Raw genomic sequence first — 20794 nt, 5'->3', positions numbered from 1 at the left:
AGGCCGGGCGAGACGGTTCGCCCGGCCTCATCACCTAGCGGCCTAGTAGTCGGCGAAGGCGTCGTACTTGACGCGCATCGAAGGAACCTGGAGTTCGTTGAGCGCCCGCAGGGTCGCGCGGATCATCGCGGGTGAGCCGGACAGGTAGAAGTCGTGGTCCTGCCATGGGCCGTAGCGCCGGACGACCTCGCTGAGCAGGCCTTCCTCGCCGCCCCAGCCGGAGTCGTGCGAGCAGACCGGCATCAGCGACAGCCAGGGGTAAACCGCGGCCAGCCGTTGCAGGTCCGGCAGGTCGTAGAGGTCCTCCCGATCCCGGGCGCCGTAGAACACGTGCACCCAGCGCGTCCGGTTGAAGGTCGCCAGCTCCTCGATGATCGCCTTGATCGGCGCCAGGCCCGTGCCGCCGGCGATCAGCACGATGTCGCGCTGCGACCGCCGATCGACAGCCATGGTCCCCATGGGTGCGGCCAGCCGGAGCATGTCGCCGGGGAGCGTACGCCGGACCAGCGCGCCGGAGACCCAGCCCGCGCCGAGCGCCCGGATGTGGAAGTCCATGGTCCCGTCGGGCCGGGGCGCGTTGGCGATCGAATACGTACGCCACACGCGCGGCTGGTACTTCGGGCATTCCAGGCTGACGTACTGCCCCGGGCGGTACTCCAGGTGTTGCAGTGGGCGTACGCGCAGCATGCCGATGTCGCGTCCGCGCCGTTCGTGGTGGACTACTTCGGCGTGGACGAAGGCGGGGTTGGTGTCGGCCTCCGCCCCGGCCAGCATCTTGCGGGCGATGACGTCGTACGCGTCCCGCCACGCCTGGTCGTACTCGGGAGTCCAGTCGCCCCGGCCGAAGGTACGCAGCGCCTCCAGCAACGCCGCGCCGACCACTTCGTACTGCTCCGGAACGACTTGGAACTTGCGGTGGTCGCGGCCGAGGGACCGCAGGTACTCGTCGAATCGTTCGGGATCGTCGACGGTCTGGATGGCGCTGACGATCGCGCCCAGCAGTCGTGCTCGCTGGACATCCATGGTGACCGGAAAGAGGTCTCTGAGTTCGGGACGACCTAGGAAAATACGGGCGTAGAAGTAGCCGGCCAACTTGTCCTGCTCCTCTTCGACGAGGGTCCAGGACTCCTTCAACAGCCGTTGCAGGTCGGACACGTAACGACTCTCGCGACAATCAGTGACGGCAAGTCGCACAACTTGTGCGATAGTGCGGGGCGTGAGGAACCTCGCCGTACGCCGCCGCAACGAGTTGCTCCTGGTCCTCGGCCTATCACTTGGACAATCGGCGATTTATTCGTTGGTGTCGCTGATCTCCAAGCTGACCCAGCCCGGTCCATTGTCGAGTCAGACGTCCGCCCTCAACGTCTCCCGCTCGGTCCGGCCCTACTTCGACCTCACGTACCAACTGCTCGACATCTTCTTCGCCCTCGTCGTCGTCGGGCTCGCGTACCACTTGCTGGGGCGGGACCCCGGCAAGCCGCGCCTGGTGCTCGGCCTGGACCTGCAGCGGCCCTGGTTCGATCTGGGCGGAGGCGCGGCGCTGGCCGCGCTGATCGGGATTCCCGGGCTGGGCCTCTACTTCGGAGCTCGCGCGCTCGGCTTGAACACCGAGGTGAGCGCGTCCGGACTGCCAGACCTCTGGTGGAGCGTGCCGGTCCTGATCCTCTCCGCCGTGCAGAACGCCGTGCTGGAGGAGGTGGTCGTGGTCGGGTACCTGGTGACCCGACTGCGGGAGCTGCGCTGGTCGGTCCCGGCGGTGATCGCCGCGAGCGCCCTGCTCCGCGGCTCCTACCACCTGTATCAAGGGTTCGGCGGGTTCGTCGGCAACGCGATCATGGGCGTGGTGTTCGCGCTCGTCTACCTCAAATGGCGGCGGATCGGGCCGCTCATCGTCGCGCACACCCTGCTCGACGTGGTCGCCTTCGTCGGTTACCAGGCCTTCTGCTCCAACGGCTGCTGATCGTAGACCCACGGCCCCGAGCTGTAGTCGGCCAACGGAACCAGCGGCGCGTCCGGCGGCATCCGGTCGACGTAGAGCCGTCCGGCCAGGTGGTCCACCTCGTGCCCGACCAGCCGCGCCAGCCCACGTTCGAAGGTGCTCACCACCCGGCCGCCGTCGAACCGCTGATGCTCGATCACGATGCGCAGCGGTCGCCGGACCCAGCCGCGGAAGTCGAAGTAGGACAGACAGCCTTCGGGTTGCTCGTCGGCCTCGGTGGACTCCTCCACGATCACCGGGTTGAGCAGCACGAACGGTTCACCTCGGCCGGGCTGGCGGATGACCGCGGCGGCGGCGTCCACGCCGAGCTGCGGCGCGGCCAGGCCCATGCCCTTGTTGAACGGATGCAGCCGGCCGATCTCCTCCAACGCCACCGTCAGGTCGGCGACGATCAGGCGGGCCTGCTCCTCCTCGTCCGGCAGGTCCAGCCGGCGGGCGCGGGCGCGCAGGGGATGCCGGCCGTTGGTGGTCGCGCGTAGCTGTCCGGCGGTGGGCTCCCGCTGCGTAGGCGGCGGCCACTGCACGACCCCCACCGACGCCAGTCGCGGCGCGAGCGGCTGCCCCTCCGCCCCGGTGGGCAGGTGCAGCGCCGGGGGCGCCGACGACACGGCACGGAAGCGCCACTGCAGGCGGAAACGCGCGTTCAGGCTCGGGTTGTCGGTGGTCCAGGTGAAGATCGCCCGGTCACCCTCCGTCTGCTTCTCGATGAGCGTACGCAGCGGGGTCTCCTCGGCGGACATGGAGGTCTCGACGCCCCACACCTGTGGGTCGAGCGTCTGGGGCAGGTCGATCCGGACGGTCATCCGCCGGGTCGGCAGGCGGACCGCCCGCTGGAACCAGCTGCCCCACTTCTCCTCGCCGACGCGGTAGCTGTAAGTCACCGCCGTGCGCTCGCCGGGATACAGCGGGAAGCGGCCCTCCTCGTTCTCGAAGAGCAGCCAGATCTCCTTGAAGGCGTCCCGGTCCTGCTTCACGCGCCAGTGCATCCGCTCGTACGCCGAACCGTCGCCGCAGGACGCCTGGAGGGCCAGCTCGTCCAGCTCCAGCGGATGTTCCCGGTGATGCCGGTTGGACCGCTGCGGATCTCCGGGAAATCGGTCCACCGCGACGCGGATCAAGTAGCGGCTGACCGGGTCGACGCCGGCGTTGTAGAGCGAACGCCTTACGGTCGTCACATATTGCCCATCGCGGTACGCCAGCAAGGCTTCCTCGTGCTCGACGACCAAGCCCGTCCCCGGTGGCAGCCACTGCGGCGGCATCGGCGAGTCACGGGCGATCAACGCGGCCGAACGACCGTGCCGAGCCTCCTCGAACTCCTGAAACCGCTGCCAGAGCGCACCCGCCGTGGCCAGCACCGCTTCGGCCCGGCGGGCGAAGTCCTCGGTCGGGCGATGCCGCCGTCCCTCGATGTGGCTGACATAGGAGGGATCGAAACCCATGAGTCCGGCCAGCTGCTTCTTGGACATGCCGCGATCCATCCGCCAGCGAGCCAGCTCGCTTGCAAACGCTTCCGCCGCACGGTCGGCCCCCGACGTCGCCATCGCCACCCTCCGCTCCGCGCGGGTCCGGCCGGTTCGCGGTGGCTCGCGCGCGTGAGGATTCCAGTCTCGGGCGCACGACTATCTATGTACTGATCGTGATGAATACCCGACAAGTGGCTTGACAAAGGGCGAACGCATCTCGGAGAACAGGCCGCCATGAGTCGGAAATCACGGCACACTGAGATCTGATGAACCGCAAAGTGGCGCCCCGGTCTGGTAAGCCTAGCCTAATGGGGTTACGCTGGCCCGGTTGCTCTCCGTGAGGGCAGTCCAGACAGGTGGGCCGAAGGGTGGCTGGGATGACGGCAGGGGTGCTCGCGCCGCCTCGGCGTACGCCCGTGGCCTGGACTCCCGTCGCCAACGCGCTCGCCGTGATGGACGCCGCGAAGGCGATCCGGCTCGACGTCGCGACCGGCCCCGGCTGGCTCCAGGCGGCCAAGCTGACCGAACCGGCCGGCCTCGACCTGCTGCTGCAGGCGGCGGCGCGACGCTGGAAGGCGGCCCCGCACGCGGCGGCCACCCTCGCGTGGAAGAGCTACAGCTACTGGGCCGGACTGCCGACCGTGCTGAGCTGGGCGGCGGCGCGACGCGTACCGCTGTTGACGGCCGAGACCACCTACGTCCAGTTCCACGACGAGGCGCCGTTCCTGACAGTCGGCACCGCGCCGGTACCGTTCGCCGTGCTCCCGACCGACCGGCTCGCCGGTACGCCGGGGACCATCGTCGTCGCCGACGAGGACGAACTGCTCGCCACTCTGCGTACGACGCTGCTCGACCGGCACCTCAACCCGCTGCTCGACGCGATCCGCACCGAGGTCAACGTCGGCCGGCGTACGCTGCTCGGCTCGGTCGCCTCCGGCATCGCGTACGGGATGATCCGGGCCAGCGACGCGCTCCCCGGCTCCACTCACGACTCGCTGCTGTGCCTGCTCGCGGCGTTGGACCTCGAGGACCTCGTGGACATCTGCACGACCGAGTCGGGGCTCTCCGTCCAGCGGAAGACGTGCTGCCTGGCGTTCACCCTCGAGCAGCCGAAGATCTGCAGTGGCTGCTGCATCCGCCCCTGACCTCAGGCCCTTCACGCACGCCCGCGGGGTTGCTAGGCGAGGTCGCGGCGCATCGCGGTACGCGGCCACTTGTCCAGCCCCAACCCGGCTTCGCGCTCCCGAATTGCCCGCAGCCCGGGCGTCAGCTCGTCCTCGGCGAGCAGGCGGTAGCCGTGCCGAGCGTAGTAGGGCGCATTCCAGGGCACCTCGACGAACGTGGTGAGCGTCAACGCCGGCCGGTTTTCGGCGAGCGCACACTCCGCGGCCGCCTCCAGCAACGCCGCGCCGATGCCACGCCGCCCGTACGCCGGCCGCACCGAGATCTGCTCGACGTGCAGGCAGCCGTCGACCTCCTCGGCGATCAAGTAGCCCACCACCGCGCCGTCGACCTCGGCGACCCACGCGTGCCCGGCGGCCTGGTGCTCCGCCAGCACGGACAGCGGCGCGCCTTCGTCCCCGGCGATCTCATCCATCCCGGCGTCGGCGAACAAGCGCCCGGCCTCGACCTCGATCCCCGACAGCAGCGGCAGATCACTCGAATTCGCGAGCCGAATCTCCATTGCCGCAGCGTAGCCCGGATCTCCGAACAAGATCGACTGGGTTACGCGGGCAGTTATCCACAGACCCTGTGGATAACTGCCCTACCTGTGTTGATAACCATCACCTGCGGAGGGTCAGGGATTCGAACCCTGGAAGACATCGCTGCCTTAGCGGTTTTCAAGACCGCCGCCCTCGGCCACTAGGCGAACCCTCCCAGCCCGTTGTGACGGGCTCGCACCGTAGCCTACAGGCATGCGTGCTATGACCGGTGACCTCGTCTGGCGCGAGGTGCCCGAGCCGGAGCCGGGTCCGGGTGAGGTGCTCGTCGAGGTCGCCGCGACCGCGGTGAACCGCGCCGACCTGTTGCAGGTTCAGGGGTTCTATCCGCCGCCGCCCGGTGCGCCGGCGTACTTGGGGTTGGAGTGCGCGGGTCGGCTCGCCGACGGGTCGGAGGTGTGCGCGCTGCTCGCCGGGGGTGGCTATGCCGAGCGCGTCGCCGTGCCGGAGGGCCAGATCCTGCCCAAGCCCGAGGGCTTGAGCTTGGTCGAGGCGGCGGCGCTGCCCGAGGTCGCCTGCACCGTCTGGTCGAACCTCACGATGGTGGGGCGGCTCGCTCCGGGCGAGACCGTGCTCATTCACGGCGGCGGCAGCGGGATCGGCACGTTCGCGATCCAATATGCCAAGGCGCTCGGCGCTCGGGTGGTCGCCACGGCTCGGCGGGAGAAGCACGAGAAGCTGCGCGAGCTGGGCGCGGACGAACTCCTCGACTATCGCGAGGACGATTTCAGCGGCGTACAGGCTGATCTCGTCCTCGACATCATCGGGGGCGCGTACCTGGGGAAGAACGTCACGGCCCTGGCCACCGGCGGCCGGCTCGTGATCATCGGCCTGCAGGGCGGGCGCCGCGCGGAGCTGGACCTCGGCGCGCTGGTGAGCAAGCGCCTGACGGTGGCCGGCACCACGCTCCGCTCGCGGCCCGTGGTGGAGAAGGCCGCGATCGTCTCAGCGGTACGCGATGAGGTGTGGCCGATGATCGAGGATGGGCGCATCCGTCCCGTGATCGACACGACGTTCCCGGTCGAGGAGGCGGCGAAGGCGCACGAGCGGGTCGCCGCCAACGCTCACCTGGGGAAGGTCGTGCTGACCGTCACCGCTGCCTAGGCACTGGGCGGATGCGCTCGCGCAGGAGGATGAGCAGCGCCTCGACCCCGTCCATCGCGGTGATCTTCTTGCCTTCCTCGCGCGTGCGGGCGTGGTAGCTGATCGGCACCTCGTAGGGGCGCATCCGGCGGCGCAGCAGCTTACCGGTGACCTCCGCCTCCATGCCGAAGCCCTTGGACTTGATCGCCAGCGAGCGGTACAGCTCCAGCGGCATGAGCTTGTAGCAGGTCTCGAGGTCGCCGATGTAGCTGTTGTAGAGGATGTTGGCGAACAGGGTGACGCCCTTGTTGCCCATGACGTACCAGAAGGAGAAGGCGGCGTGCCCGCCGAAGCTCCGATTGCCGTAGACGATCTTGGCCTTGCCGTCCAGGACCGGCTCCAGCAGGCGCGGGATGTCCTTCGGGTCGTACTCCAGATCGGCGTCGAGGATCACCATGTAATCCCCGTCGGCCGCGTCCACCGCGGTGCGGATCGCCGCGCCCTTGCCCTTGTTGCGCTCGTGGTTGATCGGGCGGAGGCGGGCGTCCTCCCAGCCCTCCAGGATCTCCCGGGTCCGGTCCGAGCTGCCGTCGTTGACCACGACCAGTTCGACGTCGCACGGGTACTCGACCGCCAGCGCCTGCTTCAGCGCCTCCGGCAGCCGCTCTTCCTCGTTGTAGACCGGCATCAAAATGGACAGCTTCATGGCGGCAGAACTCCAGCCTCACCCCGACAGATCGGGGACAGCGTAGCCGTTGACCCGAGGCCGGCGCACAATCGCGGTGCTGCGTGGCTCGCAGCACCGCTGAGAATACTGGATCCGGTGACGAACGACTATTTCTGCGCTGGAATCAGGATGAAGCGGGCGACCGCGTCGTCCTGCTGCCGGGCCCCGGCCACCCCGATCTGCTGGCCGACCTTGACCTCGGTCGGCTGGACCGCCTTCCGCTTCTCGACGACTCGGAGCTGATCGCCGAGCGACCAGGTCAGCGTGAAGCCGTCCGCCGACTTGACCGTCACTCGATCGGCGGTCAACTCGGTGATCACTCCTTTCTGGACCAGCACGGTGACCGTGGTTCCGTCCTTCTTCTGTACCACCGCTTCGCCGTGCAGCGTGTTCCTCGCCAGCAGTACGCGTACCGCCCGGCGCTTGCGCCAGTCCCGCTTGCCGGAAGGCGACGGAGTGACGGTGGACGCGGGGGCGATCGCGGCGGCGAACCCGGGTTCGGCGGCGGCCACAGCCTCCGGATCGAAGCCGAGCGCAACCAAAGCCTCACCCTCCGGAGTGAACTCTGCGGCGGCCTGGCCGGTCGCACCGGCGACGTCGGCGGGTCCGCAGGCGGTCGCGCCACCGAGTAGAGCCGCCCCGAGCAGCATCGAAACAAGAACCTTTCGCATGTCCAGATGCTGCGCCGAGAATGCTCCCCGCCGATCAGTTCCAGGTACGAAGCTGGTAAGCGGTGTCCGGTGCATCTTGCACTCGTTGAAACTTCCGTGGACGTGTTCTCCAGAACGTTTCTGCCAGCGACGGCGGAAGCCGGTCTCCCGATGGCGACCGTCACCCGCCACATGCACGTGATGCGCCGGTGTGTCGAGCCCGACGACGGCGCGGTCCTGGTCACTCGATGCACGCGCCCGGAGCGGCCCCTCGGCCGGGAGTATCTGCTCGTCCTCACCTATCGGCGGCTCGTGGTGACGCAGGAGTCGCGACTGCTGCGGCAGATGCGGCTGCACCTCAATACCGAGCTGCGCCACCTGAGCAACGTCGTCTGGCACCCCGACCAGCGGCTGGGCGCCGTCGAGTTCGCGGCCACCGCGATCGACGGCGTACGCGAACGGTTCCTCATCAAGGTCGGGCATCCGAAGCACGTCTGGCACCTCGACGCGCTGCTCAGTCACATCTTCAAGCCGCGTACGCTCGCCGCCCAGCGCACTGTCGCGACCGAGCCGCCCCGGCTGGTCAGCCCGCTGGGCGCGTACTGATCTGACCTCCGCCTTACCTGCCTCGTACAAACTCCGTACAAGATGGGGCGGTGACCGACAAGGGACTGATCCTCGTCGTGGAGGACGAGCCGGCCATCTCCGATCTGGTCCGGCTCTACCTCCAGCGGGACGGCTTCGGGGTGCACGTCGAACGCGACGGCCCGGCCGGGCTGGCGGCCGCCCGGCGGCTGCGCCCGGTCGCGTGCGTACTGGACATCGCGCTGCCGGGATTCGACGGCACCGAGATCTGCCGCCGCCTCCGGGCCGACGACGACTGGACTCCCGTCGTCTTCCTCACCGCCCGCGACGACGAGGTCGACCGGATCGTCGGGCTCGAACTGGGCGCCGACGACTATCTGACCAAGCCGTTCAGCCCGCGGGAACTGGTCGCCCGGCTCCGCGCGGTGCTGCGCCGCAGCGGCGGGCGGCCGGAGCCGGACCGCAGCCGCACCGTCGGCGGCGTACGCCTCGATCCGGCCACGCGGACGGTCACCGCGAGCGGCCGGGACCTCGCCTTCACGGCGACCGAGTTCGACCTGCTCGCCCATCTGATGCAGCGGCCCGGCCGTGTGTTCACCCGGGAGGAGCTGCTCAGCGCGGTCTGGGGGTACGCCGCCCACGGCGGGACGAGGACCGTCGACGTGCACGTCGCCCAGGTACGCGCGAAGCTCGGTGCCGACGCGACCGTCATCCGGACCGTCCGCGGAGTGGGGTACGCGTGCGCGACGAGCTGACCAGGCCGCTGCAGCTGCTGACCCCGTCTCAACCGCGCCGAGCCGGCCTGGTCACCCGAGCGGGGTTCGCCGGAGCGGCGGTCGCGTTGGTCTCCGTGCTGGTCACCGCCCTCGTCGCGATCCCGATCGCGGTACGCGTGGCCGACAACCGGGCTCGCCAAGTGCTCGCCGAAGAAGCGCAGCTGGTGACCGAGGTGCTGCGGAACCGGCTCGACCGGGGGCGTACGGCCGACGAGGAGCGCCTCGCGACCACGCTGCGCAAACGAGACGTCGAGATCTACCTCATCCGCAACGGCGTCAGCGACCGCCCTGGTCTGCCGGAGTCGATCGTGCGGCAGATCAGTCAGGGCCAGTCGATCAGCCGGCGGACGTCGCTCGGCGGAAGACTGTCCCTGGTGGAGGGCCGCCCGGTCGGGGACGGCGACGGCGTGGTGCTGACCGCGCCGGCCGCCACCGGCACCGCCTGGGCCGTCCTCAAGGGACTGTGGTTCCCCCTCGGGGCGGGCCTGCTCGCCGGGATGCTGGCCGGCGTACTCCTGGCTCGTCGGCTGACACGTCCGCTGCGGAACGCCGCCGTCGCCGCCGCCCGCATCCGCGCCGGGGATCACGCGGTACGCGTACCGGTGGAGGAACCCCCGGAGGTCGCCGATCTGGCGCTGGCCCTGAACGAGCTGGCCGGAGCGCTGGCCGTCTCGGAGGCCCGGCAACGCGAGTTCCTGCTCTCCATCTCGCACGAGCTGAAGACGCCGCTGACCACGCTGCGCGGCTATGCCGAAGCGCTCGCCGACGGGGTGGTCCAGGAGAACGAGACCGCGCCGGTCGGCAAGACCATGCTCGGCGAGGCCGACCACCTGGCCCGGCTCATCGACGACCTGCTCGCCCTGGCGCGCCTGGACGCGGTGGACTTCCCCCTCCAGACCGCGATCGTGGATCTCGTCCCGGTCGTCCGGGCGGTGCACGACGCTTGGCAGCCCCGGTGCACTGCACACGGCGTACCACTGAAGGTGCAGGCGCCCGACGCGGAGCTGCGGGTGACCACGGACCCCGGCCGCCTCCGGCAGGTGATCGACGGCCTGCTGGAGAACGCGCTGCGCGTGGTCCCGCCAGGCCGGCCGATCATGGTCGAGCTGACCGCGAACCCGCAGGCCGCGATAGTCCAGGTCCGCGACGGCGGACCGGGCTTCACCGACGACGATCTCGCCGTCGCCTTCCAGCGCGGCGCGCTCCACCAGCGATATCAAGGGGTACGCAAAGTGGGCAGCGGTCTCGGCCTCGCCTTGGCGGCCGGACTGGTACGCCGATTGGGTGGCACGATCAGCGCCGGGCACGCGCCCGAAGGCGGGGCGGCGCTGACCGTGACCCTGCCGCGTCAGTAGCTGAGCGTCGCCGCCCGGATCAGGGCGACCGCGACGATCACCACGAAGATGGCGCCGAGCGAGGTGTATTGGATGATCGCGCGGTTCTTCTGCGGGGCGTAGGCCAGTCCGGCGGCGGCGACCGCACCGGTGAAGAGCCCGCCCAGGTGCCCGGCGATGGAGATGCCCGGGACGACGAAGGTGAAGACGACGTTGATCAGGATCAGCGAGAGCATCCCGGTCGCGTCCCGGCCGACCCGCCGGAGCAGGATGAACAGCGCCGCGAACAGGCCGAAGATCGCGCCGGACGCGCCGACGGTCAGGTACGGCCCGGTGAAGAGGTAGATCGCGAGGCTGCCGCCGAGCCCGGCGACCAGGTAAAGGGCGAGGAACCGCAGCGGGCCGAGGGCCTGTTCGATCACCCGGCCGACGACCCAGAGCGCCCACATGTTCAGCGCCAGGTGGAGCAGGCCGGCATGCAGGAACATGTTGGTCAGGAAGCGGTACGCCTCGCCTTGCGCGATGACGTCGTAATACTGCAGCCGGCCGTCGGACATGACGGTCTGGGAGCCGACCATGCCGCCCCACTCGCTCAGCGAGCTGTCGCCACCGAGCAGACCGCCCCAGTTGCCGCCGAACAGACTGCCGGCGCCGCTCATCAGCAGTCCGATAAGGAGCATGGCCACGTTGATCGCGATGAGGCCCTTGGTGACGTAACCCTGAGAACCACGACGGGCGTCGCCGCCGAACGCGGTGACGGGTGTCCGTTGGTTGCGCGAACCCTCGCGGACGCACTCCGGACATTGATGCCCGACCGACGCGGGGATCATGCAGTCGGGGCAGATCGGACGGCCACACCGTGAGCAGGACAGATATGTCTCACGTTGGGGGTGACGGTAACAGACCGGTACCTGGCCGACAGTTGTCATGCCGACCAGGCTACGTCAGCTTGCCGTGAAGCCGGTGGGCGCTTGCAGTCCCACCGGCTTGTCGTCCGCGACCGTCAGCTCCGGCGTACGCCGTTCTTCGACGGCGACGGCGTGTCGGTCATCTCATTGGCCATCGCGCGCGTCTCTTCGGCGGCGTTCCGGCCCATGCCGCCGACCTTGTCGCCGGCGCTCCGCATCTTCTCCGCCGTCTTGTCCGACGCCTTCTCAAGGCCGTTGGACGCCTTGTCGAGGGTGTTGGAGGCCGACTCCATCGCGGTGTCGAGCGCCTGCGACGGGTCGTACTCCTCCCAGGTCGACCGACGGCGGCGGCGCATCACCAGCGCGGCGGCGGCACCGACGGCAACCCCGGCGGCGAGCAGGCCGACGGCCAGCCCGATCCGCTTCTGCTTCATCCGCTCCTCCCTCTTGGCCAGCTTCGCGAGCTTGGCCTTCTCCTTGAGGGCCGCCTCGGTCGCCTCCCGGGCGCCTTCCCGAGCGGCCATCACCAGCGGCGAGATCGTGCTCACCGTAGTGTCCCACCCCGACGACGCGATGCCGCGGACACGCCCAGCGGCAGGCGTGATCATTGACCGCATGGCGTGGGCCCGTGGCCCGACCGCCGATCCCATGCCTCCGGCAGCGTGCGACGCGGCCTGCACCATGTGATCCCAGCCGGCGCCGAACTCCTCCTTGGCCAGTTGGCCATGCGTCTTCGGAGTCCCCCCGAAACCGAACAAAACCCCCACCTCCAATGGTGTCCCCGCAAATATCGTGCCCCTTCCGAGCAGGTCGCACCACCGGAACGCGCGATCCGCCCGTCCCCACCTCTGGACGAAGTGGGAGGATCGGGGGCGGCAATGAACGCCTCGCCGTGTCCTCGCACCGCCCGGTGCGCCGGACGGCGAGCCAGATGACGGGAGCAAGCACGTGGCTGACGCCCGCTACGCAATCCTGCACACCAGCCTCGGGCCGATCCGCCTGGAGCTTTACGGCAACCACGCCCCGAAGACCGTCCGCAACTTCGTGGAGCTGGCCGAGGGCACCCGGGAATACACCGACCCGCGCACCGGCCAGGCCGGCAACGGCCCCTACTACGAGGGCACGCCGTTCCACCGGGTGATCGAGGGCTTCATGATCCAGACCGGCGACCCGACCGGCACCGGCCGTGGCGGCCCCGGCTACACCTTCGAGGACGAGTTCCACCCGGAGCTGCAGTTCGACAAGCCGTACCTGCTGGCCATGGCGAACGCGGGGCCGAAGACCAACGGCTCGCAGTTCTTCATCACCGTCGGCGCGACCCCGTGGCTGAACTTCAAGCACACCATCTTCGGCAAGGTCGCCGACGAGGCGTCCGAGCAGGTCGTCATGGCGATCGCCACGACGGCGACGGACCGGTCCGACCGGCCCACCACGCCGATCGTGATCGAGAAGGTCGACATCGAGCGCTGAGCGCTCGGCCCCTTTTCCGCGCTGGATCAGGGTTCTCGGTCGGATCTTGGAGCAAGATTCGACCCGAACCCTGATCCAGCGCTTTCAGGAGAGCGATCAGAGCCAGCCGGAGCGGCGGAACAACCGGAAGAGCAGCAGGGAGCCGCCGACCATCACGGCGAAGATGATGGGATAGCCGTACTGCCAGTGCAGTTCCGGCATCTTGTCGAAGTTCATGCCGTAGATCCCGGCGACCGCCGTCCAGAACGCCGCGATACCGGCCCACGACGCGATCTTGCGCATGTCGTTGTTCTGCTCGACCGAGACCTGAGCCAGTCGCGCCTGGAGGATCGAGTTCAGCAGGTCGTCGAACCCCGCGATCTGCTCGACCGTCCGAGTCAGGTGGTCCTGCACGTCCCGGAAGTAACGCCGCAGCTCCTTGCCCACTTCGGACGAGTCGCCGACCAGCGACATGATCGGGCGCTGCAGCGGCAGGACGGCCCGCTTGAACTCCACCATCTCCCGCTTCAGCTGATAGATCTGCTGCACCTGGGCGGTGCCCTCGCGGGAGAAGACCTTCTCCTCGACCTCGTCCAGATCGTCCTCGAGCCGCTCGGAGGCGTCGACGTAGAGGTCGACGACATGGTCGGTGACGGCGTACGCGACGGCCCAGGGCCCGAGACGCAACAGTTCCGGCCGGGTCTCCAGCTCCTTGCGTACGCCCCGGAGGGTGCACGCCTCGCCGTGCCGGACCGTGATCACGAAGTGGTCGCCGATGAGCAGCATGACCTGACCGGTCTCGATCACCTCGGCATGCTCGCTGAGCGTCTCGTGCGGGATGTAGCGGGCGGAGCGCAGCACGAGGAAGGTGAAGTCCTCATAGCGCTCCAGCTTCGGTCGCTGCCCCGCGTTGATCACATCGTCGACGGCCAGCTCATGCAGCCCGAACGCTTCGGCGATGCCGGTCATCTCCTCCGGACGCGGAGCGTTGAGGCCGAGCCAGACGAAGGCGGTCGGTTCGGCCCGCGCCGCCTCCAGCGCGCTGCGATAGTCGATCTCACCCGGACGGCGTACGCCGTCGACGTAGACCGCACAGTCCACAATGCCGCTGCGGCCGGGCTCCTCCGGCAGGCTTTCGTCGAACGTGCCACCCCACATCCGGGTGACCGCCCGGACCGGAGCCGTCCAGGCCCGCAATCCCTTGGGTTCGCCGTTGCCGATCCGATCCGCCATGACGCCTCCTCCCAAAGCCGTTCGTACGGCCAACAAGGCTACGCGCACTGAGAAGGCCGAGGGCGCCGGGCGGACCGTCCGCGTTCGGGGGGTGGGGGCAGGCGGCCCGCCCGGCGCGCTCGGGGGAATGAGGCTCGGCAGCATTCTGAACCGAGCGGCGCCCCGGCGGAAGGCCGGGACGCCGCCTTGTTATCGGTCGGTTATCCGATCAGGAGCTGGTGCTGAGCTTCGGGCGACGGTTCAGCCGCGGACGGCTTCGATCGCCTCGGCCAGCCGGCGTACGCCTTCGTCGATCTCGTCCACGGTGACCGCCGAGAAGGCGAGCCGAAGCGCGTGCTCGCCGCCCTCCAGGAGGAAGTCGGAACCCTTGACGACGGCGACGCCGCGAGTGGCCGCCTCCGGCAGGAGCTTGTCGACGTGCACGTCCTCCGGAAGTTCGATCCAGAGGAAGTAGCCGCCGTCGGGCTCGGTGAAGCGCACCCCCGGGATCCGGGCGCGCAGCGATTCGCCCAGCACCTTGGCCCGCTCGCCGAGCGCCTCGCTCACCTTCGCGATCGACCGGTCGATGTCGCCGGAGACGCAGAACTGGTGCACGATGCCCTGCGCGACCTGACCGGCGGAGATGTAGGTGTTGGTCGCCGTCTTGGCGATCCCGTCGATGATCCGGCCCGGCCCGATCAGGTAGCCGACCCGGACACCCGGGCAGACCGTCTTGGTGAACGAGCACGCGTGGACGACGACGCCATCGGTGTCGAGGGAGATCATCTGCGGCAGCGCGTCGCCCCGGAAACGGATGTCGGCGTACGGGTCGTCTTCGAAGATCACGAAGTCGAACTCCCGGGCCAGCGCCACCAGTGCGTGCCGCTTCTCCTCGGACAGAGTCACCCCGGCCGGGTTCTGGTAGTTCGGGATGATGTGCGCGAGCTTCGGGCGTACGCCCGCCTCGAGCAGCCCGCGCAGCTCGGTCACCGAGATGCCGTCGGGCTCGAGCGTCACCTGGTGGACGACGGCGCCCCGGTTACGGAGGTTGAGCAGGGTCCGGTCGTAGGTCGGCTTCTCCACGATCACGTGGTCGCCCGGCTTGACCAGGTGCTCGAAGAGGAAGGCATCGGCCTGCAACGAGCCGTTGGTGACCATCACCTGGTCGGCGGGTACGCCGTGCTTGGCCGCGATCCACTCCCGGAGCGGCTGGTAACCGAGGCTGTTGCCGTAGGCGGTCACCCCGGCCGGGTCCGCGTCGAACGCACGGACGGCCGCGGCCTTCAGCCCGTCGATGTCGACGATGTCGAGCGACGGGGCACCACGGGCGAACGAGATGAGCTGCGCAGGGGACATAGCTGCTCAGCGTACCGATGGCCAGGCCGCGGACGCGCGCGACTTACCGGGCTCCCGAATGGTGAGCGGCCCGGTCAGACCGACGCCGCCGCCTCGGCCCGTCGCTGTGCCCAGACCCGCATGATGTCGCGCACGGAGATGATGCCCAGGACCTCGTCCTCGTCCAGCACGACCAGGTGCCGGAAGCCGCCGCGGGACATCGCCATCGCGGCCTCCTCCAGCGACCAGTCCGGCCGGGCGTAGACGACTTCCCAGGTGATATGCCCGTTAGTCACCTCGACGTCCGGATCTTTGCCGGCGCCGATGGCGTAGAGGAGGTCTCGTTCGGTCAGGATGCCGACCCCGGCGCCGTCCGGGTCCATGACGATCGCCGACCCCACCCGGCGCGCCGCCATGAGCTGCGCGGCCTGGCGGAGGGTGTGTTCCGGGCCGACCACGAGAATCGGCTTTGTCATCGCGTCTCGGACAAACATCATCAACGCCGCCCTTCGGTCGTCACCTCACTGAAACGAACCGTATGGACATCCTCGCCGCGATGCGGCCAACACTCAAGACTTGACATATGTCGTCGGGTCACCCGGGCGGGGTGAAGCGGGTGACCGGCGGGTGAACTCCGCTTGTACGGACTTCCACTAAGCTGGTCGGGCTGCACCCGGGGCCGACCCCCGGACCCCGCATCCAGCAGGAGGTTCTCCCATGATCGGTCTCGTTCTGGCCGCCGGCGCCGGGCGGCGTCTGCGCCCTTACACCGACACGGTGCCCAAGACACTGGTGCCGGTCGACGGCGAGACCACGATCTTCGACATTGCGCTGGCCAACCTGGCCGCCGTCGGCCTCACTGAGATCACCGCCGTCATCGGCTACCGGGCCGAGGCCGTGGTCTCCCGCCAGGCGGCGCTGGAGGAGAAGTACGGGATCACGCTCACCCTCGTCCACAACGACAAGGCCGAGGAGTGGAACAACGCGTACTCGCTGTGGCTGGCGCGCGAGCACTTCGCCCAGGGCGCGCTGCTGGTCAACGGGGACACCGTCCACCCGCAGAGCGTGGAGCGGACCCTGCTGGCCGCGCCGGCCAACGGCATCACCCTGGCGATCGACGACCAGAAGAAGCTGGCCGACGAGGAGATGAAGGTGATCTTCGCACCGGACGGCCGCCTCGATCGCATCACGAAGCTCATGGACCCGGCGACCGCGCACGGGGAGTACATCGGGCTCACCCGCATCCAGCCGGAGGTCGCGGCCGACCTTGCCGACGCGCTCCAGACGACCTGGGAGCGCGACCCCAACCTCTACTACGAGGACGGCTACCAGGAGTACGCGAACCGCGGCGGCCTGATCACCGGCGCCCCGATCGGCCGGGTGGAGTGGGTCGAGGTGGACAACCACGACGACCTCGCCCGCGCCCGGGAGATCGCATGCCGCTACTGACCCGCTCGGTCCAGGCGCCGCTGACCATCGACGTCCGCCGGGGCGCCGTGGCCAGCCTGGGCAAGCTGCTCGCCGACGGCCGGGTGTCGGCCAACGGGGAGGTCGCCATCGTCGTCGGCCCAGGGCAGGGCGAGAAGATCGCCGAGCTGATCGCGCCGACCCTGAAGAAGGCGCAGATCCTGCACGTCACCGGCGGGACTCTGGAGTCCGCCCTGGAGCTCGGTACGCAGCTGCGCACCATGAGCGTGGACGCGGTGGTGGGCATCGGCGGCGGCAAGACCGTCGACACCACCAAGTACGCCGCCAGCCGCTACGGCCTGCCGATGGTGACCGTCGCGACGAGCCTGGCCAACGACGGGATCGCCTCCCCCACCGCCACTCTCGACCACGACGGGGCGCGGCCGTCCTACGGCGTGCACATTCCGCTGGCGGTCTTCGTCGATCTGGACTTCGTGGAGTCGGGACCGGACAGTCAGACCAAGGCCGGCATCGGGGACGTGCTCTGCAAGATCAGCGCGGTCGCCGACTGGGAGCTCTCCGCCCGCGAAACCGGCGAACCCGTCGACGGCCTCGCCGTGGCCATGGCCCGGTCCAGCGCCGAGGCGCTCATCAACCACCCCGGCTCGATCTCGGACGACGGATACCTGATCACCCTGGCCGAGGGCCTCATCATGGCCGGGTTGTCCATGGCGGTCGCCGGCACCTCCCGCCCGGCCAGCGGCGGCTGCCACGAGATCTCGCATTCGATGAACATCCTGAAGCCGGGCCACGGCAGCCACGGGGAGCAGGTCGGCTTGGGCGGCCTCTTCTGCACCTTCCTGCGCGGGGATCAGCCCCGCTTCCGGCAGATGTCGGCAGTGCTCGCCCGGCACGGACTGCCCCGGCTCCCGGCCGACCTCGGGCTGTCCCTGGACGACTTCGTCGAGGTCGTCGAGTTCGCCCCCAAGACCCGGCCCGAGCGCTACACGATCCTGGAACACCTCGGCGTCGGCGCTACGATGTCGCCGGCCAAGCTGCGCACCCTGGTGGAGGACTACGTCGATGCCGTCCGTCCGTGACTTCTACCAGGTCAACCGCGGTGGCGGACTGTTCTCGGAGGCCTTCAGCCAACGGCTCGGCGCGGCGATCGCGTACGCCGCGTCGCGGACGGGCGTCCGGCCGACGACGTTGACGCTGGCCAACCTCGTCGTCGGGCTGGCCGTCTCCGTCGTCGTGGTACTCCGCGCGGACTCCTGGGCCGGCTGGATCGGCGTCCTGGCTCTCGTCGGCTGGCAGGTGGCGTATGTCCTGGACTGCTCGGACGGCCAACTCGCCCGGGTCACCGGCCAGGGCTCCGCGGCCGGCGCCCGCATCGACATCCTCTGTGACGTGGCGTCGCAGATCGCTCTGGTAACGGCGATCTCGGCGGTCGCCGCGGCCCGCTCGGACGCGCCGGTCTGGCTGCTGACGATGTTCGCCGGGACGTGGATGGTCAACCTCATCACGAGCGTGCTGCAGTCCGGCCCGAACGCGGCGTCGATGATGCCCTCGCGGTCACTGCCCGTCCGGGTGGTCAAGCTGGTACGCGATCCCGGAGTGGTCTTCCTCCTCGCCGGGCTCGTCCTGGCGATCCAGCCCGACTGGGCCGTCTGGTACGCGGTCGCCTTCACCGTCGTCAACGGCGGGTTCCTGCTGGCCAGCATCGCCTTCACCGCGCGAAAGGCGTACCAGCCGAGCTGAAGCCGGCCGAGTTGAGCCGGCCGGGCCGGCTAGGCGCGGCGGGATCCGACGACGGACGAGTAGATCTCGATGAGGCGACTTGTCACCACGTCGGGATGGAAGTTGGCCAGGTAACGCTCCCGCGCGCTCTGCGCCAGCGAACCCGCTTCCTTGACGGCGAGCGGCAGCACTCCGGCGAGCGCGTTGGCGGTCGGCGCGACCACCCACCCCGCCGAGTCGATGAGGTACGGGCTGCCGCCCAGGGCGGTCCCGAGGACGGGCCGTCCGTTGGCGAGCGCCTCGATGATCACCGTCGAGAGCGGCTCGAACCAGGTGGACGGCACGGTCACGAGCGCGGAGGCGCGCATCAGGTCGCGTACGCCCGCCCGGTCGCGCGGTCCGAGGTATTCCACGTCCGGCCGTTCAGCGGCGGCGGCCTCCGCCAACGGCCGCAGGTCGCCGTCTCCGGCGATCCGCAGCGTGCCCAGCGTTCCCGGTTCGGTCCGGCGCCAGGCGTCGAGGAGGATGCCCAGGCCCTTCTCCGGCGACAGCCGCCCGGCGAACAGGACGCCTTCCCCCACCGGGGCCGGCGGGCCGGGATCCTCGACCGCGTTCGGCTTGATCGCGATCCGCTCGGGCGGGATGCCGTAGTCCCGCAGGTGGGCGGCGATGCTCTCGGTCAAGGCGATGTAGCGGTCCACCGAGTGCCAGGTGCCCCGGTGCACGGCCAGCGTCGTGGCCATGATCGCGCTCTGCGCCGCCGAGCCGCGGTAGCACTTGTGCTGGATCGCCGGGAGGGCGAACGCCTTGCCCTTGCAGTCGGTGCAGACGTGACCATCCCGGAAGTACAGCCCCGGTGCGCATACCTGTCGGTAGTTGTGGACGGTCTGGACCACCGGCACGCCATGCTTGTGCGCGGTCCGGACCACGCCCGGCGACAGCAGCGGATACGGGTTGTGCAGGTGCAGGACGTCCGGCCGCTCGCGGCGCAGCAGGTCGGCCAGCGCCCGGGTGGAGGATGGCGACCAGATCGGCGACAGCGGCAGCAACGCCTTCTGTGTGGCCGGCAGCGAGGGGATGTCGTCCGACTCGCGCTGGAACGGGACCACGTCGACGCCCGCCGCCGCGAGCTGGGCGGACTCCAGGTCGACCATGATGTTCTCGCCGCTCGGCGCGTCCGACCGGTAGCGATTATGGGCGACGACGACCTTCACGGTGCGCAACGCTACCCGGTCGACTCCGTCGACGGCGCGGTCGCACCCACGGGTCGCGGCGGCTCGGCGCGGTCGCACCCACGGGTCGCGTGGGCTCGGCGCGTGGGCTCGGCGCGTTATCCGGGATAACGTCCCCTTGCGCAGCCCGAATAGCCGCCTTATCCCGCATAACGCGCTAGACCGCCGCGCCGGAAGGAGCGCGCGCCAAGCCCCACGCACCTTGGCGCGGGGCTCACGCGACGCGAAGGTCCGCCGCCACCGGCCGATGGTCGCTTCCGTCGGCGGGCAGCACCCAGGCGTGCGCGACGTCGACGCCCCGGATGAGGACGTGGTCGATGCGGGCCAGGGGGAAGCCGGCCGGCCAGGTGAACCCGAAGCCGCTGCCCGCCGCGGCCTGAGCGGAGTCCAGCTGGGCGGTGATCGGGGCGAGCGCCCGGTCGTAGACGCTGCCGTTCAGATCGGCCAGCAGGACCACTCGGGAGTTCTCCTCGGCCGAGAGGGCCTCACCGAGCGCCTCCGCGCTGTCGTCGCGCTGGTCGGCGGTGAACCCCTGATCGACGTCCACCCGGACCGACGGCATGTGGGCGACGTAGACGGCGACCGTCCCAGCCGGGGCGCTCACCACCGCCCGGAGCGCTCGGTCCCAGCCGAGTCGCAGGTCGACCGCGCTCGACTCGGTGATCGGGTAGCGGCTCCAGAGCCCGACGGTCCCCCGGACCACGTGATACCGATACGCCGAGCCCAACGCCTCCTCGTACGCGGAGACGGCGCTCGCGGGGATCTCCTGCAGACCGATGACGTCGGGATCGGCCGCGATGAGCGCCTGACTGGTGGCGGCGGGGTCCTCGTTCCCGGCCAGGACGTTGTTGCTGACCACCCGGAGATCGTGCGAGCCGCCGCCCTTGGCCGGGAGGACGATCTCGCCGAAGAGGGCAAGCCAGACGACGATCGGGAGCAGGACCGCGATGCCTGCCGGTGCCGAGCGCCGGTAGATCGCCAGCCCGGCCAGAATCGGGATGGGCAGCCCGAGCCAGGGCAGGAACGTCTCCAGGAGGCTGCCGAGGTTGCGCACCCCGTTCGGGATGTACCCGTGCAGGGCCATCAGCGCAGCCAGCACCACGGCGAGGGCGGCGATGACCCAGCCCCGTCTCCACGTCCCGGACACCTGAAGAACCTTATCGGTCGGGGTAA

General features: G+C 69.6%; 22 protein-coding genes and 1 tRNA gene. 10 read left to right on the top strand and 13 right to left on the bottom strand.

Annotation, left to right across the window (positions count from 1 at the left end; all coding sequences use genetic code 11):
- Positions 1-42 precede the first annotated feature (42 nt).
- A complete protein-coding gene (locus AB0H43_RS01785; RefSeq protein WP_359994881.1) occupies positions 43-1155 on the bottom strand; it encodes a globin domain-containing protein in 1113 nt (370 codons plus the stop codon).
- Between the two features lie 61 nt (positions 1156-1216).
- Here AB0H43_RS01785 and AB0H43_RS01780 point away from each other — a divergent pair, with 61 nt between their 5' ends.
- On the top strand, positions 1217-1960 hold the full coding sequence (locus AB0H43_RS01780) for a CPBP family intramembrane glutamic endopeptidase (protein ID WP_359994878.1): 744 nt from the start codon (positions 1217-1219) through the stop codon (positions 1958-1960).
- Here the strand turns inward: AB0H43_RS01780 and AB0H43_RS01775 are convergent.
- The gene (locus AB0H43_RS01775; protein ID WP_359994876.1) at positions 1930-3540 is read right to left on the bottom strand and encodes a peptide deformylase; all 1611 of its coding nucleotides are present in this window, start codon (positions 3538-3540) and stop codon (positions 1930-1932) included. The genes AB0H43_RS01780 and AB0H43_RS01775 overlap by 31 nt on opposite strands.
- A gap of 299 nt (positions 3541-3839) precedes the next feature.
- Here AB0H43_RS01775 and AB0H43_RS01770 point away from each other — a divergent pair, with 299 nt between their 5' ends.
- A complete protein-coding gene (locus AB0H43_RS01770) occupies positions 3840-4607 on the top strand; it encodes a hypothetical protein (RefSeq protein WP_359994873.1) in 768 nt (255 codons plus the stop codon).
- A 32-nt stretch (positions 4608-4639) separates the two neighbouring features.
- On the opposite strand, the gene AB0H43_RS01765 is transcribed toward AB0H43_RS01770, so the two are convergent.
- Positions 4640-5146, bottom strand: coding sequence for a GNAT family N-acetyltransferase (locus AB0H43_RS01765; protein WP_359994870.1), 507 nt, complete (start codon positions 5144-5146; stop codon positions 4640-4642).
- Between the two features lie 107 nt (positions 5147-5253).
- Positions 5254-5340: transfer RNA gene (locus AB0H43_RS01760), tRNA-Ser, on the bottom strand.
- A 38-nt stretch (positions 5341-5378) separates the two neighbouring features.
- Between AB0H43_RS01760 and AB0H43_RS01755 the strand changes: the two genes are divergently transcribed.
- On the top strand, positions 5379-6287 hold the full coding sequence (locus AB0H43_RS01755; protein ID WP_359994867.1) for an NAD(P)H-quinone oxidoreductase: 909 nt from the start codon (positions 5379-5381) through the stop codon (positions 6285-6287).
- Here AB0H43_RS01755 and AB0H43_RS01750 read toward each other — a convergent pair.
- The gene (locus AB0H43_RS01750; RefSeq protein WP_359994863.1) at positions 6274-6972 is read right to left on the bottom strand and encodes a glycosyltransferase family 2 protein; all 699 of its coding nucleotides are present in this window, start codon (positions 6970-6972) and stop codon (positions 6274-6276) included. The genes AB0H43_RS01755 and AB0H43_RS01750 overlap by 14 nt on opposite strands.
- Before the next feature lie 128 nt (positions 6973-7100).
- Positions 7101-7664: a hypothetical protein gene (locus AB0H43_RS01745; RefSeq protein WP_359994860.1), complete on the bottom strand. Its 564-nt coding sequence runs from the start codon at positions 7662-7664 to the stop codon at positions 7101-7103.
- 96 nt (positions 7665-7760) lie between these two features.
- On the opposite strand from AB0H43_RS01745, the gene AB0H43_RS01740 reads away from it, so the two are divergent.
- From AB0H43_RS01740 to AB0H43_RS01730, 3 genes are read left to right on the top strand one after another with little or no spacing between them, the layout of a single operon-like run.
- Positions 7761-8249 (top strand): hypothetical protein, encoded by a 489-nt coding sequence (locus tag AB0H43_RS01740; protein WP_359994858.1) that lies wholly within the window; start codon positions 7761-7763, stop codon positions 8247-8249.
- Between the two features lie 50 nt (positions 8250-8299).
- Positions 8300-8983: a response regulator transcription factor gene (locus AB0H43_RS01735; protein ID WP_359994855.1), complete on the top strand. Its 684-nt coding sequence runs from the start codon at positions 8300-8302 to the stop codon at positions 8981-8983.
- 17 nt (positions 8984-9000) lie between these two features.
- Complete coding sequence (locus tag AB0H43_RS01730; protein ID WP_359995741.1) at positions 9001-10359, top strand: HAMP domain-containing sensor histidine kinase; 1359 nt, start codon at positions 9001-9003, stop codon at positions 10357-10359.
- Here the strand turns inward: AB0H43_RS01730 and AB0H43_RS01725 are convergent.
- The gene (locus AB0H43_RS01725) at positions 10353-11267 is read right to left on the bottom strand and encodes a rhomboid family intramembrane serine protease (protein ID WP_359994853.1); all 915 of its coding nucleotides are present in this window, start codon (positions 11265-11267) and stop codon (positions 10353-10355) included. The genes AB0H43_RS01730 and AB0H43_RS01725 overlap by 7 nt on opposite strands.
- A 74-nt stretch (positions 11268-11341) precedes the next feature.
- The gene (locus tag AB0H43_RS01720; protein WP_359994850.1) at positions 11342-11794 is read right to left on the bottom strand and encodes a hypothetical protein; all 453 of its coding nucleotides are present in this window, start codon (positions 11792-11794) and stop codon (positions 11342-11344) included.
- Positions 11795-12194: 400 nt separating this feature from the next.
- On the opposite strand from AB0H43_RS01720, the gene AB0H43_RS01715 reads away from it, so the two are divergent.
- Complete coding sequence (locus AB0H43_RS01715) at positions 12195-12716, top strand: peptidylprolyl isomerase (protein WP_359994847.1); 522 nt, start codon at positions 12195-12197, stop codon at positions 12714-12716.
- Positions 12717-12812: 96 nt separating this feature from the next.
- Here AB0H43_RS01715 and corA read toward each other — a convergent pair whose 3' ends face one another.
- From corA to AB0H43_RS01700, 3 genes are all read right to left on the bottom strand, one after another.
- Positions 12813-13928 carry a magnesium/cobalt transporter CorA gene (gene corA, locus AB0H43_RS01710; protein ID WP_359994844.1) on the bottom strand — a complete coding sequence of 372 codons (1116 nt, stop codon included), beginning with the start codon at positions 13926-13928 and terminating at the stop codon, positions 12813-12815.
- A gap of 240 nt (positions 13929-14168) precedes the next feature.
- Positions 14169-15263 (bottom strand): PLP-dependent aminotransferase family protein, encoded by a 1095-nt coding sequence (locus AB0H43_RS01705; protein WP_359994841.1) that lies wholly within the window; start codon positions 15261-15263, stop codon positions 14169-14171.
- A gap of 74 nt (positions 15264-15337) precedes the next feature.
- Positions 15338-15736 (bottom strand): CBS domain-containing protein, encoded by a 399-nt coding sequence (locus tag AB0H43_RS01700; protein ID WP_290870314.1) that lies wholly within the window; start codon positions 15734-15736, stop codon positions 15338-15340.
- A 223-nt stretch (positions 15737-15959) separates the two neighbouring features.
- On the opposite strand from AB0H43_RS01700, the gene AB0H43_RS01695 reads away from it, so the two are divergent.
- The 3 genes from AB0H43_RS01695 to AB0H43_RS01685 are packed head-to-tail and all read left to right on the top strand — an operon-like array spanning position 15960 to position 18410.
- Positions 15960-16691 (top strand): phosphocholine cytidylyltransferase family protein, encoded by a 732-nt coding sequence (locus tag AB0H43_RS01695; protein ID WP_359994838.1) that lies wholly within the window; start codon positions 15960-15962, stop codon positions 16689-16691.
- On the top strand, positions 16679-17749 hold the full coding sequence (locus AB0H43_RS01690; protein ID WP_359994835.1) for an iron-containing alcohol dehydrogenase family protein: 1071 nt from the start codon (positions 16679-16681) through the stop codon (positions 17747-17749). The genes AB0H43_RS01695 and AB0H43_RS01690 overlap by 13 nt, the downstream gene beginning before the upstream one ends.
- Positions 17733-18410, top strand: coding sequence for a CDP-alcohol phosphatidyltransferase family protein (locus tag AB0H43_RS01685; protein WP_359994833.1), 678 nt, complete (start codon positions 17733-17735; stop codon positions 18408-18410). The genes AB0H43_RS01690 and AB0H43_RS01685 overlap by 17 nt, the downstream gene beginning before the upstream one ends.
- A 29-nt stretch (positions 18411-18439) precedes the next feature.
- Here the strand turns inward: AB0H43_RS01685 and AB0H43_RS01680 are convergent, their stop codons facing one another.
- Positions 18440-19603 carry a glycosyltransferase family 4 protein gene (locus AB0H43_RS01680; RefSeq protein ID WP_359994831.1) on the bottom strand — a complete coding sequence of 388 codons (1164 nt, stop codon included), beginning with the start codon at positions 19601-19603 and terminating at the stop codon, positions 18440-18442.
- Between the two features lie 232 nt (positions 19604-19835).
- On the bottom strand, positions 19836-20768 hold the full coding sequence (locus tag AB0H43_RS01675) for an endonuclease/exonuclease/phosphatase family protein (RefSeq protein WP_359994828.1): 933 nt from the start codon (positions 20766-20768) through the stop codon (positions 19836-19838).
- Between the last annotated feature and the right edge of the window lie 26 nt (positions 20769-20794).

It is taken from the genome of Hamadaea sp. NPDC050747 (assembly GCF_040654195.1).
GTDB lineage: Bacteria > Actinomycetota > Actinomycetes > Mycobacteriales > Micromonosporaceae > Hamadaea.
The sequence above is the reverse complement of the archived record's forward strand: the minus strand, read 5'-3'. Positions and strand labels throughout refer to the sequence as shown.